Source organism: Undibacterium sp. RTI2.2, assembly GCF_035018705.1.
Lineage (GTDB): Bacteria > Pseudomonadota > Gammaproteobacteria > Burkholderiales > Burkholderiaceae_D > Undibacterium.
The window spans coordinates 174,813-188,180 of the sequence record NZ_JASJXN010000003.1 but is presented as its reverse complement, the minus strand read 5'-3'; the positions used below and the strand labels follow the sequence as shown (position 1 = coordinate 188,180).

General features: G+C 44.6%; 12 protein-coding genes. 6 read left to right on the top strand and 6 right to left on the bottom strand.

The genetic code is table 11. The features are described from left to right. The first annotated feature begins 123 nt into the window (after positions 1–123). The 3 genes from QN395_RS02885 (at position 124) to QN395_RS02875 (ending at position 2,613) form a co-directional block, all read left to right on the top strand. Positions 124–615 (top strand): hypothetical protein, encoded by a 492-nt coding sequence (locus QN395_RS02885; protein ID WP_322121027.1) that lies wholly within the window; start codon positions 124–126, stop codon positions 613–615. 1 nt (position 616) lies between these two features. Next, positions 617–1,741: an N-6 DNA methylase gene (locus QN395_RS02880; RefSeq protein ID WP_322121028.1), complete on the top strand. Its 1,125-nt coding sequence runs from the start codon at positions 617–619 to the stop codon at positions 1,739–1,741. A 383-nt stretch (positions 1,742–2,124) separates the two neighbouring features. After that, a complete protein-coding gene (locus tag QN395_RS02875; RefSeq protein WP_322121029.1) occupies positions 2,125–2,613 on the top strand; it encodes an HAD domain-containing protein in 489 nt (162 codons plus the stop codon). 1,050 nt (positions 2,614–3,663) lie between these two features. Here the strand turns inward: QN395_RS02875 and QN395_RS02865 are convergent. Continuing rightward, positions 3,664–4,521 (bottom strand): hypothetical protein, encoded by an 858-nt coding sequence (locus tag QN395_RS02865; protein WP_322121030.1) that lies wholly within the window; start codon positions 4,519–4,521, stop codon positions 3,664–3,666. A gap of 684 nt (positions 4,522–5,205) precedes the next feature. Further along, positions 5,206–5,778, bottom strand: coding sequence for a TetR/AcrR family transcriptional regulator (locus QN395_RS02860; RefSeq protein WP_322121031.1), 573 nt, complete (start codon positions 5,776–5,778; stop codon positions 5,206–5,208). A gap of 103 nt (positions 5,779–5,881) precedes the next feature. Between QN395_RS02860 and QN395_RS02855 the strand changes: the two genes are divergently transcribed. The 3 genes from QN395_RS02855 to fdxA all read left to right on the top strand — a co-directional run bounded on the left by QN395_RS02855 (position 5,882) and on the right by fdxA (position 9,455). Beyond that, positions 5,882–8,209 (top strand): molybdopterin-dependent oxidoreductase, encoded by a 2,328-nt coding sequence (locus tag QN395_RS02855; RefSeq protein WP_322121032.1) that lies wholly within the window; start codon positions 5,882–5,884, stop codon positions 8,207–8,209. A gap of 99 nt (positions 8,210–8,308) precedes the next feature. After that, positions 8,309–9,097: a ferredoxin--NADP reductase gene (locus QN395_RS02850; RefSeq protein WP_322121033.1), complete on the top strand. Its 789-nt coding sequence runs from the start codon at positions 8,309–8,311 to the stop codon at positions 9,095–9,097. Positions 9,098–9,116: 19 nt separating this feature from the next. Next, the gene (gene fdxA / locus QN395_RS02845; RefSeq protein ID WP_322121034.1) at positions 9,117–9,455 is read left to right on the top strand and encodes a ferredoxin FdxA; all 339 of its coding nucleotides are present in this window, start codon (positions 9,117–9,119) and stop codon (positions 9,453–9,455) included. 53 nt (positions 9,456–9,508) lie between these two features. Here fdxA and QN395_RS02840 read toward each other — a convergent pair whose 3' ends face one another. Genes QN395_RS02840 through QN395_RS02825 form a run of 4 tightly spaced genes read right to left on the bottom strand, consistent with a single transcriptional unit; the run spans position 9,509 to position 12,804 of the window. After that, positions 9,509–10,975 carry a radical SAM protein gene (locus QN395_RS02840; protein ID WP_322121035.1) on the bottom strand — a complete coding sequence of 489 codons (1,467 nt, stop codon included), beginning with the start codon at positions 10,973–10,975 and terminating at the stop codon, positions 9,509–9,511. Next, on the bottom strand, positions 10,972–11,814 hold the full coding sequence (locus QN395_RS02835) for a hypothetical protein (RefSeq protein WP_322121036.1): 843 nt from the start codon (positions 11,812–11,814) through the stop codon (positions 10,972–10,974). The genes QN395_RS02840 and QN395_RS02835 overlap by 4 nt, the downstream gene beginning before the upstream one ends. Then, positions 11,795–12,562, bottom strand: a complete 768-nt coding sequence (locus tag QN395_RS02830; protein WP_322121037.1) for a prolipoprotein diacylglyceryl transferase — start codon at positions 12,560–12,562, stop codon at positions 11,795–11,797. The genes QN395_RS02835 and QN395_RS02830 overlap by 20 nt, the downstream gene beginning before the upstream one ends. After that, positions 12,559–12,804, bottom strand: a complete 246-nt coding sequence (locus QN395_RS02825; protein ID WP_322121038.1) for a hypothetical protein — start codon at positions 12,802–12,804, stop codon at positions 12,559–12,561. The genes QN395_RS02830 and QN395_RS02825 overlap by 4 nt, the downstream gene beginning before the upstream one ends. Positions 12,805–13,368 lie beyond the last annotated feature (564 nt).

The following is a 13,368-nucleotide window of genomic DNA, read 5'->3' as shown; positions in this document are numbered from 1 at the left end:
GGATAGGTTAATTTACCTGGTCAATATTCAGTGCGTATAACTGCGTTTATCTGGTCAATATTGAGTGCGCGCCAACAGATAGCGCCCTTGCCAGGCTTTGCTGTACTCTCTGCAAAGAGTCATATGAACCCACTCTTTGCATGCTTACTTGGTTTTGAAGGGACTAGGCTTAAGCACATTATTGAGAATATTGAGCCAAACTACGAAGACATTATTCCAATCATTGGTGTTCCTGGATTTAAGCCTTGGTACCTGTTTGATACATTTCTTGGCAATCGCACTACGCTCTCAGAAAATTCAATATGGCAGAGGGTGCTATATGCACCTGCCCATTGTCCCTTTAGTTGCTTCTATACTTTAGCCGATTTGCATGAAGAATTTCCTGACAGAGCCATGAAAATCGCAATGGTTGGAACCAAGCCTCATGCTTTGGGATCCGTAATGTTTCATCTGGCTAATTTCTGTGCAACAGAACTAGTATACGATCATCCAATTCGTAAACATGGCAGAACCGATGGAACTGAGAGATTACATGTGTACCATGTATCGGCAATATTGAAATTAACAAACCAAGAAATATTGACCCGATCATCGGGAGAAGTGACAATAATCTAGCATGCTGGACGCTCACTACACACCATCGGAAATAGCTCGGCAAATGATTATGGGGTTGCCGACGCAATTTTCCCCGAACTCTGTAGCAGATTTTGCCTGCGGAGATGGGGCATTATTGTCCGAAGCCTTCAAGCGCTGGCCAAAATCTCAGTTCATCGCCAATGACATTGACGTCAATCTTACTAGGAGATTGCGCCGGACATATGGAGAATGGAGTGTAAGCGCTGTTGATTTTCTTTCTGAATCCTCTCAGCAGCGTTCCAAACTATTTTCGTTCCAAAAGAAAGTTGATTGTATTCTCATTAATCCCCCATTTAGTGAAAAAGGTAGAGCGAAAATAGAATCTGAATTTTTCGGTTCACAAGTGACCGCCGGTAGCACGATGTCTTTTCTACTTCGTGCGCTGCAGTTTCTGGCTCCAAGGGGATATATGGTGGCAATCTTGCCAGATAGCTGCTTTATCAGCCAACGAGACAGAGGCGCGTGGAACCTAATTAAGACTCACTTTGCTGTGCAGAAAATTCTAACGAACTCACGCTCCACATTCAAAGGTATCGCGGCGTCGACCACGGTCGCGATTCTTCATTATCACCATATTGGACGAGTGGCGCCACCTGAAATCACGCCAGCTGCGTGCCTTGAACTGGAGATCATCAGAGGTAAGTTGCAGATGCATTTGGTGAATGAATTGACGTCCGTAAACAGCTATCCCTTAGTTCATACATCGAATTTATCAAAAAATCGAGTACATATACTTGGCGGTCGTACAGTAGATTATAAGCACTTAGTGAATGGACCTGCTGTGCTCGTGCCGCGTGTGGGGTTAGTTACTCAGGAGAAGATTGCGTTTTTGCCAGAGGGGGAGACAGTAGTATTGTCTGACTGCGTTCTTGCTATCATGTGTAAAACGAACGCTAACGCAAAGTTGATGAGTCAAGCTATTTTGGTGGACTGGAATGTCTTTCGAACTGCTTATGGAGGAACCGGGGCTCCTTACACGACGTTGGAACGAATTCGTGAAGCGCTATCTCATTGCGCCAACGTTCAGCATCTGATGCGATCTCAACCGAAAACAACTCAAAAAAATGTCAATCCCAAACATGGGACAACACTAGTGCTAGGCTGATCACTAAAGCGCCTCTAGAATCGCTGTGGCTCTATTGCTTTAAGCCAAACATGCGTTAAGGTATGTTTTTTTAAGTTAACTTTAATGGGTTATATCAGTTCCTGCCGGCTATATGTATGAGCTTATTTAAGAAACTTGTAGTACCACCGACTAATTATTTTCAAATTCCTCAACTTCTGCGAATTCTGGAACGATAATAATAAAAATCGCGCAAAACGCTTACGAAAAAACGAATGATCAATCATAAAAACTATGGATGAGCATTTTGTGCAATAGCCCATAGCTTTGAATTCTTCGTCATAGATTATTTGACATGCCGTGCGGCTGCCGAATAAAAACCCCAAACTGAGGAGCCTTGACATACATTTATTGGGCGTTTTCTTATGCAATTTTTAGGGTATGCTAAAACAATAATGATCTTGTTTTTAGATTTTGACGGTGTTTTACATCCGGAACCCTGCTACCTAGAGGTGCAGTTATTTTGCTATTTGCCGCGACTAGAAAATGTCTTAAGAGATTTTCCTGAGGTGCAGATTGTTATTTCCAGCACCTGGAGAGACAAACGTTCAGTCACTGAACTCAAAGCATTCTTCTCTGAAGATATTGCTGGCCGGATCATAGGTACGACTCCAGACTGGAGGGAGGTGACAGAAATTATGGATTCGATTGGGTATCAACGACATGCAGAGATTGAAGGCTGGTTGAGACAATCTGAACGGCCGTGGATAAGCTGGCTAGCAATTGATGACAAACCTTATCTTTTCAAGCCGTTTCTAAAAAATCTGATCAAAACCAATTCACTGACAGGCTTCAATGACCAAGCCGAAGAACGGTTGAGACTTCATCTAGCGGCAGCCTCGCGACCATGTTAGGTACGTTGACTTTACGCACTGTGACATTAGCAGAAGCCAATATAGTTGCGTCCCATCGCTATTCTCGTGAAGTAGAATATCAGGACGACAAGACTGCTTATATGTCCCGGCTCGATCAGGCCATTGTTGATGGCCGTTCTGCGGTTGGATTAGCAAGAATAAACCAATTGGTCTGTATAAACTGGAACTGTAAGGCCACCTGTATTTCTGAATTGAAAGAATACATACGAGAGATTACCTCAGGGATGGCTCGCCAAACCAGCTATTTGTTACATAGTATTTGGATGCCACCCGATATACGTTGAAACTCATACTCTTGTAAAAATTAAACATGAAGCAAATTAATGCAAGATAGCCAGTTACCTGAAAAGACTTAGTTGTCGGAGAGACGCAGTCACAGAGACAAACTAAACAAGGGATAATGAGTAGGACAACAAGTGGCGCGATCAGGAAGTAGCCAGAGATGCTGTCCCAGCGACACAGATAAATCTTGTGTCGGCGAATTTGAATAACGCCAGACCATGCCAAAAAGGCGGCATCAATCTTATTGATTTTACTAATCAGGACATGTGCGAAGAACCACGCACGATCTTTAGCATCTGCCATGCGTCCAAATTCGGATGCAAACTGAAAGTTTTTTCAGACGTTCATTCATAACTGATTGTCGGACTAGATCTAAACAGACCTGTTTACTGGAAAAATATCGTAAAGACAAATAAATCGCCCGATAGATATAGAGTGCCAAACACATAATCCAGGGGCGAGCAGAAAACACGTTGTTCATCTGCCCGATGACCTCAGCGTGTTGATTTGCATTTAAAACTGACCCAGCGGGGGTGCGGATAAAATCTTGGACTACTTTTGGGAGTGGTTCATGTACTCATATGAAGAACGTCTTCGGGCGGTGAAGCTATATATTAAGCTTGGTAGGCGCTGCAAAGCGACAATTCGTCAATTGGGTTACGCGACAAAGAATTCGTTAAAGGCTTGGCATAACGAATTCCAAGAGCGCGGCGATTTAAAGGACGGGTAACGCATCATTTTTTAATATCAATGCGGATTTACGCCGTCTATAACTTCCACTCCAAGAAGATTGCAAAGGGGGCGTAGATGCTCTGGCAACTCTGACTCAAGGACCAAGATGGTATTGGTATTTTGATCTTTTGCTTCTGAGATTAGCATTGCATCTAGCACCGCTTGATACTTTACACATTGGAAGATTCCACGCGTTATGTCTGCATGATCTGATATTCTTGATTTCACCTCTACCCCGACCCATGATTTCTTGTACTGAAATGACACATCCAAGACGTCACCTGATGACAATCTGTATTCGGTAGTTCCTGCTGGAGTTGATTTTGGTAGGCCAATTGCATGCGGATTGTTTGCGACGTATTCCTTTAGAAATTTGTGCTCAGGGCCTTCACCGCCACCAAAGTCACCGGAAGCTATAGAAATTTCTTTTGTGAAGTCTGTCTTTGCTGGATCAAGCTCAAGTTCCTCAAGAACCTCATCCCAGCGAGGATAAGCGTAGATATGCTGTAGTTCAGCTTGTACGATCTCGCGGCGACGGCGAAGCGGCAACTTGCCAAAATCAGCTTTCTTGATCAGAAACCACCCAATTCCTTCTCCAGGAAGAACGGTTGCCTTATTCACTACAAGACACTGGATTGGTGGAACTTTAGTTTTCCACTTTTTAGAGATGCGATCCATAGCTTGGCCAATGCTACCAAGCACGTAGTTGAGATTTCTAGGATTTGGCATCCCTAACTCTTCAGCCAATGCAGAATAATAAATTGGCTTAGCGGCCCTTGCTTGCCGAACAAGCAAGGGGAGTGCTGCGCGCGCTCGTTCTTGGTAGAGTTTATCTCCGTTCAGTGGTGAAGCTATTTCTGCAGTTTTGGGCATAGGCTAAGGACTTATTTGTAATCATTAACTTTGAGAAGATAGAAATTCTACTTAATTAGGGGAAGTCTAGAGTAACGTGATAAGGAAATATGATCATTTTATTTTCAATCGAGGCCAGGAAATTATCTCTGCTGCTTTTTTAACAAGCGAAGTTGCCTTGCTTCTTAAAGTTTGTTTGCGCTGTTTACTTTTCTGGTCAATATTAGTGTATCGACGGACATAAGTTAAAAAACCTCGGCATCGGTTATTACCGAAGTTTTCCAACGCGTTGGAAAACCTCAAATGTAAAAATCTCGTGCCGCATTCCGCTCTAGGTGTTACTCGAAAAAGACGTGGGACGGGCCGTTTGCGGCTCAATTACCGAGAGACTTCCAATATATGTAATGTAATGAATATCTGAAGAGAGCACATCAGCGGAAAATACCACCATACATTAGGCAAGTTAAATATTTAAGTCAGGAAACTGGCATCGTTAAATTCAGAAAGTGTAAACAACTTGTTATTTTTTAAGAGGTTATTTACATAAATGAAGAAAAGTTCAAAGAATAAGCCTAGTTTCTAAAGCTGGAATTTTCTTGTTTACATAATTGGTTGCGTATAACCGTTTTAATTTCAGACTTTCTCAATACAAAAGTAAAAACGCAGCCCTTAAAAGGCTGCGTTTTTTTTCTTAAGTTTTACAAGTTATTTCTTTTCAAACGCTTCGACTAAAAGTTGAGCACCAGTGGTTCGCACCGCATTAATGATTTCTTCTTTTGCTGATTCGTGTTGCATGGCTCTGGCAATCATGACCGCACCGACGTTTTGCGCGATCACCGTCCATGCTACGGTGTCTGATCCAGTCATTTCTTTTAATACATCTTTGAACCGGAGCATGCCAGCTTCAAACGCCAGATGCGCATCGTCATTAGCGCGTGCTACTTCTGCTGTGAGTGAGGGCAGCAGACATCCAGTATCCGGTGAGTGTACGTGCTGCATGCTGAGGTAGCTCGCCAGTGCTTTAAGGATGGTTCCCATATCATCTGGATTCATGTTTTCAAACACCTGCACAGTGCGACTTATTTCTGCTGTGATTACGGCAGTAAAAAGATCGTTCTTGTTGCTAAAGTGTTTGTAGAGCGAACCTGTTGTCAGCCCCGCGGCATTCGCCAGTGCATCAACACCTGTTGCTGCGAAACCATGTTTTTTTGCATAGCTTCCACTTTCCGAGAGCAGTTGACTTCGGACTCCTTCTTTGTGTTCCTTCGAATAGCGCATATAAATTTGAAATTTAGGTTGACGTTTCTATTGACGCTAGGATTAACATTATATAGGATAACGATCACTATCTAATAATCCTTTATAACGTTCGAGGCGACAAATGACTAATTCAGAACCTGTGGAGTGGAAAAAAACAGCGTGCATTATTTGTGCGCTCAATTGCGGTCTTGAAGTCCAAACCGAGGGGCCAAGGATTATTCGTATTCGTGCCGATAAGATGCATCCAGTCTCGCAAGGCTATTTATGCGAAAAGGCGCAGCGTATGGATTATTACCAGAATGGCGCCGACCGCATATCTTCGCCTATGCGCAGAAGTGCCGACGGTAGTTACGAGGCGATTGACTGGGACACTGCGATCCGTGAGATCGCAGAAAAATTTACCGAGATTAAACGCAAGCATGGTGGTGAAAGTATTTTGTATTACGGAGGCGGTGGTCAGGGCAATCATCTGGGCGGCATTTATGCAGATAGCACGATTAAGGCATTGGGTATTGAATATCGTTCTAACGCCTTAGCACAAGAAAAAACTGGCGAGGGTTGGGTGCAGGGCAAGATGATGGGGTCTGGCGTGCATTGTGATTTTGAGCATGCTGAAGTGGCAGTTTTTCTGGGGAAAAATCCTTGGCAGTCGCACGGCTTTGCAAGAGCGCGTGTGATTTTGCGAGATATGCAGAAAGATCCAAACCGCAGCATTATTGTGATTGATCCCCGTAAAACCGAAACCTCAGAAATGGCGGATTATCACCTCGCAGTCAAACCAGGTACAGACGCCTGGTGCTTGATGGCGATGGCAGCAATCATCGTGCAAGATAATTTGGCTCCGATGGAGTGGCATGCAGAACATACCACTGGCTATGACAAGATCGCCGCCGAATTACGTAAAATTTCTATACCTAAATATGCTCAAATTTGTGGTGTTGATGAGGATTTGATACGCGGCGCGACCCGCCGCATCGTCCATGCAAAAAGTGTCTCGATGTTAGAAGATCTTGGCGTACAGATGAATATGCATTCCACGCTGAACAGCTATCTAAATCGTCTAGTGTGGTTATTAACGGGTAATTACGGGCGCCAAGGTGCCAATAACGCTTTCGTCCCTTTACTGGGCTTATCTATGTCTGGTCGGGATCAAAGCAAAAAAACAAAAAATCCAAAAACAACGCCACAAGCTATACCTGCCAAGCCCAGAGTTGGTCGCACCAGCCCTGTAACCGGATTCAAAGTGATCATGGGTTTAATCCCTTGTAATGTGATCCCTGAAGAAATTCTTACGGATCATCCAAAACGCTTCCGGGCGATGCTGATCGAAAGCGCCAACCCGGTTCATTCCTTAGCAGATAGTCAAAAAATGCGCGAAGCTTTACGCGCTTTAGAGTTGAGTGTCGTACTAGATGTGGCGATGACAGAAACTGCGTTGCAGGCAGACTACGTACTTCCAGCGTCTAGTATTTTTGAAAAAGCGGAGGCGACTTTCTTTAATTTAGAAGTGCCAAAAAATGCCTTTCACTTACGCCATCCCTTGTTTGCGCCGCGTGAGGGTACTCTGTCAGAAGCAGAAATCCATGCTCGTCTGGTCGAGGCACTGGGAGCGGTCGGACCTGCACAATACGGCTTGTTACGCAAGGCTGCTAAGTTAGGTTTGCTGCCTTACGCTCTTGCTTTTGCATGGAAATCTATGCGCGATAAGCGGGTAGCCCGGAATGCGCCTGTCGTGCTTTATCGCACCTTGGGTGAACAAATGACAAAGGCAACGGCACCTGCCGCAGCTTTATGGGGGATCTGTCAGATGTATATCCGTCAGCAGCCGCAGGCCGCCGCTGACGCAGGTTTCAGCGGACATCCAGTGTTGGCGGCTAACCGATTATTCAAAGCGATCGTCAATAGTCCATCGGGCGTGATCTACGCCAACGCAGAATATAAACATAGCTGGCAAGCGGTACGACTACCGGATCATCGTATCAATTTATGGATACCTGAGCTATTACCTGAAATCGAAAAGCTTAGCAAAGGTGGTCCTGCTGTTGACATGCAATATCCTTTCATACTCTCCGCTGGCGAACGTCGTACCGAGACCTCCAACACCACATTCAGAGATAGCAGCTGGCATAAGAAAGGCAGCTTTGGAACTTTGCGGATTAGTCCTCAAGATGCTGCTGACTTAGGTTGTCAGCCGGGTGATTGGGTGCGGGTAACGACACGTCGCGGCAGCGCCGATGCAGAGATCGAATTATCAGAGGGACTGCAATCCGGCCATGTTTCTCTACCTAACGGACTAGGTTTAGATTATCGCCGCGCCGATGGCGTGGTCGAACGCAAAGGCGTATCGCTCAATGAATTAACCGGCGTGATGGAGCGCGATCCAATTGCCGGAACACCTTGGCATAAACGTGTAGCGGCAAGAGTAGAACGTATTCCTGTACCGGTCTGATTGATCAGCGGATGAGCATGATGCGACGCTAATTTAAAAGACATGAGTATAAACATGATCATTATCGTTACCGCCATATCTTAAGAATGAAAGCAAACAATGAGTTCAACTAATAGCCCAGCATTACTTCGAGAAACCGTGCTCAATGTGCATCACTGGAACGACACATTATTTAGTTTTACCACCACGCGTAACGCTGCCTTACGCTTTCAGTCCGGACAGTTTTTGATGATCGGTCTGGAAATCGAAGGGCGACCGCTATTGCGTGCATACAGTATTGCAAGTCCGCATTATGAAGAGCATCTGGAGTTTTATAGCATCAAAGTACCTGATGGTCCTTTGACCTCTCAACTACAACATCTAAGCGTAGGCAGTACTTTGCTGGTCGGTAGAAAGCCGACTGGCACACTGATCAAAGATAATTTACGACCTGGTAGAAATCTTTATTTGTTATGTACCGGAACAGGATTGGCACCTTTCATGAGTATCGTACAAGACCCTGATTACTACGAGGCCTTTGAACATATTGTATTGGTGCATGGCGTACGCTATATCAGCGAACTTGGTTATAGCAATTACCTCAAACAAGAGTTACCTCGCCATGAATATCTTGGTGATCTGGTTACCGATCAATTTCGTTACTTTCCTAGCGTGACGCGTGAACCATTTACTCAGCAAGGTCGCATTACGGATTTGCTAGAGGCTGGCGTGATAGAGCGTGAACTGGGCTTACCAGCTTTAAACGCCGAGCATGACCGAGTCATGGTCTGTGGCAATCCAGAAGTCCTAGTCGACTTGGTGGCGATATTGCATCGTCGTGGTTTTGACGAGGGGTCGATGCAACATCAAGGTAGCTATGTCATCGAACGCGCCTTTGTCGAGAAATGAAGATCAAGGGGAACTTACTATGACATTCGTCGTTACCGAATCTTGCATCCTTTGTAAATACACTGATTGCGTACAAGTGTGTCCTGTCGATTGCTTTATCGAGGGGCCCAATTTTTTAGCTATCGATCCCAACGGATGCATAGACTGCGCCGTGTGCGTGTCAGAATGTCCTGTTGAAGCAATCTTTGCCGATACCGATCTGCCATCGGGACAACAACATTTTTTAAGCATCAATGCAGAGCTCGCCAGTAGCGGCAAGTGGCCAGTGATTAGTCAGAAAAAATCACCACTACCTGAGCACGAAAAATTCAAGACGATCAAAGATAAAATTAGCTTACTAGATCGCAACGGTGTTTGACCTGCAAGGAGATAAAGCAAAAATCCGTTACCAATACCTAATCCAAACAACAATCAATTACTTGGAACATGGGCTAATACAGGTATCGTCACTCTCCGGCGACCAGTGAACGAGCTCTCGATTTCTCCCCGGATTTGCTCTAGCAGTTTTGCTTTGTCATCGCGATAAAAAATATTAAATGATTCAAAGGGGATCATGCGTCCATCTGATTGGACCATATGAACACAAGATTTCTTGAGCGCGCGAATATCAAGCGATTGTGCGTCCATGAATTGGACGATCAGGATACGAAAAACATTCTCGTAAGTGAGTGCGACAGGCGCGTCTATCTTAGGAAGGCAGCACATCAATTCGGATAGACAATTCGCCGAGGACTCAGGTGAATGATTGGTAGAGAATAATTTGAATAAGTGCATCTTCAAGTTTTCATCACGCTCAAACACGATAGTACTTTTTTCTCCAGCTAACACCGTTTCTGTATCTAGATAACGGGTTAATGGGATTGCCTCGTTGCCTAACTTTAAAGCATATGCCATTGCCAGTGTGTCAGGGTTACACGGCACTGGTAAGACATCTTCTTTGGAGAAGAGACCAGATTGCTCAGCTATTTTTTGCCGTATTTCGGATACAGTCAGCCTGTTACATTTAGCATCATAGTTATCAACCCGACCGGCGTCCTGAATGGGCTGAAGTGTCACGCCACGGATGCAAGGCTGTTTGATCGCGTATTGAATGATGTCACCAATCTCATCGTCGTTGAGACCTTTCTTCAATGTCACGACTAAAGTTGTTGAGATATTCGCCGCATTCAGATGATCAATGGCATCGCGCCGGATGCGGGTGAGATCTGCTCCGCGTAAGGCTTTTAACGCTTCAGGCCTGAACGAATCAAACTGTAAATAAATTTCTATCCCTGGTGCATAGCTGGCGAGCCGCTCGACAAATGCTTTATCTTGTGCGATACGGATGCCGTTGGTGTTGACCATTACATGTTTGATAGGACGTTTCTTTGCCTCATCAAGTATCGTGAAAAAATCTGGATGTAAAGTTGGCTCACCACCGGAGAACTGCACCACATCGGGTTCGCCTTCGTTTTTGACTACCGCATCCAGCATTTTGATGACAGTTTCTAAGGATTTATGCGTGGTTCGATGGGTCCCGGATTCTGCATAACAGACGGGGCAATTCAAGTTGCAGTTATCGGTAATCTCCAGAACAGTCAGACAGGAATGTTGCATATGATCAGGACATAGACCGCAATCGTAAGGACAGCCGTAATGCATCTTGGTGGAGAAATTGACGGGCATTTCGGGTGGTTTAACATAGACCTCACGGCAGAGTTTGTAATACTCAATATCGTTGGAGATCAATACTCGCTCAGTGCCATGCACAGGACACCATTTATCCATAAAGACATTGTCGTCCTTAAAGATAATTTTTGCTTCTACTGTGCGTAAGCAAGTGGTGCAAACCGATTGAGTCGTATCGTAAAACAGATAAGGTCGGGTTTTGCGTGTCATGGTTTGTTGGTAGGTTGGGGTGGTGCTGGATATTGTTTTTCTGAATCGAGCACAATTTGGCGCAGATGGACCGCCTGAGTTTGCGCTTTTGCCAGGTCTTCCGAAGCTAATACTGGTTGTGAATCTATAGCCATTTTTTTTGCGTTCGCGCTGTCTTCCGGGATCAGCAATATCCAGGACATCAGATCAATTTTCGCTTGCAAGGGTGCAGACTTCGACGTTGGGAAAGTAGATTTAATTACGTAGATATTCGGGTATCTGCAGTGAATAATGCTACGAGCCAGCCACAGGTTTGCCTGATCAAAATCTTTCGCAACAAGGAGTCCCTCCCGATAGACTTTGCTAATGTCAAAAGCCGGAGTATTTCCGCTGCGACCGTCGTTGGTTTCGGAAACCGCACAAGCGCGGCTTGCAGACAATTTCAAAAGACGAATGCCTCGCTCAGTTTGCCGGGGCAATTGATCCGTTGTCAGTGCTTTCCAATGATAGCTATCTCGTCCTGCGAGCAGTAGCCAGCCCAAACTATATTCTGCCAAGGGATATTGCTTTTCCACTGCCTGCTCTAGCAGCTGAATCCCTGCTGGAATGTCCTGAGGAAGTGCTTGCGAACCTGAGATATATTCAAGACCAAGCCGGGTGATCGCAAAAAGATCTCCTTTAGCCGCATTCACTTTGTATCCATCTACGGTCTTCTTCTGCTGATCGGCATACTTTTGCATGGCTTCTTTTTGTCTGGCGCTTTCGATGATGGCAGACGTAATACAACCTGTGCCGCCGATCAGACTCACGCAAATGATCAGTGCGCCGATACGAGCATGTTTATGCTTGAGTAATCGCATAAGACTCCAATGATTTCGATTGTTTGACAACTATAGGAAGGTAGAAAAAAATTGCGATCAGACAGACGCATTGGATACCACTCAGCCCAAATCCATAGTCATACGGTACAGGCTTGATTGCATCAATCATCAAGCGCCATAACAGATATGCCGAGAGGTAATATTTAAACAGCAATCCTGGCTTATGCGTCCATCTTTTTCGATTGAATAGTAAGACGCCGCCAGCGATTGCAGCAAACAGAATATCGTAAAGCTGTGTTGGATGACGACTGATGCCATCGCCAAAATCAATTCCCCAAGGCAGTCCTGTCGGATTACCATAGGTGCCGTCATTGAGTCCCGCCAGAAAACAACCTAAGCGCCCCACAATCGTACCAACCACCAGCGGTAAAACAAATTGATCTCCAGTAGATTGCCGCAGTCCTTGAAGTTTTTTTGCGATTTCGATTCCGATCAAACCGCCGAGTAGACCGCCAACGATCGATTGTCCTGACATCCAGACGTTCATGTCCAACGCAGATTGCGACCACAAATGCGGGAACTCCAGCCAGAACACTAGCTTATTCCCGATTGCAGCACCAAGAATACAAGCGATCATCACCGCATATGACCCCGGCTGTAGCATGCTACCCAGCCTGTGTTGCCGTCGCTGTTGACGATACAACTGCATACCTATCGCAATCGCGATCCATTCAAAAAACAAATGCACGAGATGAGCAGTCTCGCTGGAAAGTACGATGAATTTCATTCTGCAGAGGGAGTGCTATCTGTTGCAGCTTTTTTTACACTATTCCATAGATTGCGAATTATCGCACCGCAGCCAACGCAAATAGCAATACCAAGTACACCAAGAATAAAAACAACAAAACGATCACCAAGAACCGCGCCAGTTGAAAAGGTCATACCCACACCGAATAGGCCGCAGATCCCAAAACCGACCATTGGTATGAGGCAAAATAAAATACCTAAAATTTTTAGTGTGGTTTTCATGCGGTATTTTTTAGAAATAGTGAGAGTACGATTTGAACGATGCATTTTTAGGCATGCTTTTACATATTAGCAAACTAAAAGAACGATCTTATATTTAGTAAAAAAAGAGCTATAAAACTGGTGAGAAATCAGAGGCTGTTTTTTAAGTTCTGCAACCGTATTGAAAATACTCCACTAGAGTAAATATTAGTTTTCCATATATTTATTGGTATTTTTAATGTGTTTAATTATAAAAATAGGGGAGTATATTTTTTCCAGATGCTGACTTGGTTTTTTAACGTAATTTCTGCTAAGTATTTCATTGCTAAAACCTCTTCTCATTTACATTTAAGATCGACGCAAAATCGTCCCTGCAAGGCGTAGTGACGAAAACAGTACTTTAGCTTCTTACTTAGGTCGAACGGGGTTGCTACGCAGCTGTAGCAGTTTTGCGTAAGTCTTGACTTGAAGTAGTGTTACCAATATTCACCCCCGGTATACGCTGATCAGCAGCTAGAGATTATTACTCTCTATGCCCTAGTAACTATTTGAGCAAAAAAAAACCACATCTTATCTTTGCGTTAG

Coding starts and splice junctions, on each gene's coding strand:
- QN395_RS02855 (WP_322121032.1), top strand. CDS start 5,882: ATGACTAATTCAGAACCTGTGGAGTGGAAAAAAACAGCGTGCATTATT.
- QN395_RS02865 (WP_322121030.1), bottom strand. CDS start 4,521: ATGCCCAAAACTGCAGAAATAGCTTCACCACTGAACGGAGATAAACTC.
- QN395_RS02885 (WP_322121027.1), top strand. CDS start 124: ATGAACCCACTCTTTGCATGCTTACTTGGTTTTGAAGGGACTAGGCTT.
- QN395_RS02860 (WP_322121031.1), bottom strand. CDS start 5,778: ATGCGCTATTCGAAGGAACACAAAGAAGGAGTCCGAAGTCAACTGCTC.
- QN395_RS02880 (WP_322121028.1), top strand. CDS start 617: ATGCTGGACGCTCACTACACACCATCGGAAATAGCTCGGCAAATGATT.
- fdxA (WP_322121034.1), top strand. CDS start 9,117: ATGACATTCGTCGTTACCGAATCTTGCATCCTTTGTAAATACACTGAT.
- QN395_RS02875 (WP_322121029.1), top strand. CDS start 2,125: ATGCAATTTTTAGGGTATGCTAAAACAATAATGATCTTGTTTTTAGAT.
- QN395_RS02825 (WP_322121038.1), bottom strand. CDS start 12,804: ATGAAAACCACACTAAAAATTTTAGGTATTTTATTTTGCCTCATACCA.
- QN395_RS02840 (WP_322121035.1), bottom strand. CDS start 10,975: ATGACACGCAAAACCCGACCTTATCTGTTTTACGATACGACTCAATCG.
- QN395_RS02835 (WP_322121036.1), bottom strand. CDS start 11,814: ATGCGATTACTCAAGCATAAACATGCTCGTATCGGCGCACTGATCATT.
- QN395_RS02850 (WP_322121033.1), top strand. CDS start 8,309: ATGAGTTCAACTAATAGCCCAGCATTACTTCGAGAAACCGTGCTCAAT.
- QN395_RS02830 (WP_322121037.1), bottom strand. CDS start 12,562: ATGAAATTCATCGTACTTTCCAGCGAGACTGCTCATCTCGTGCATTTG.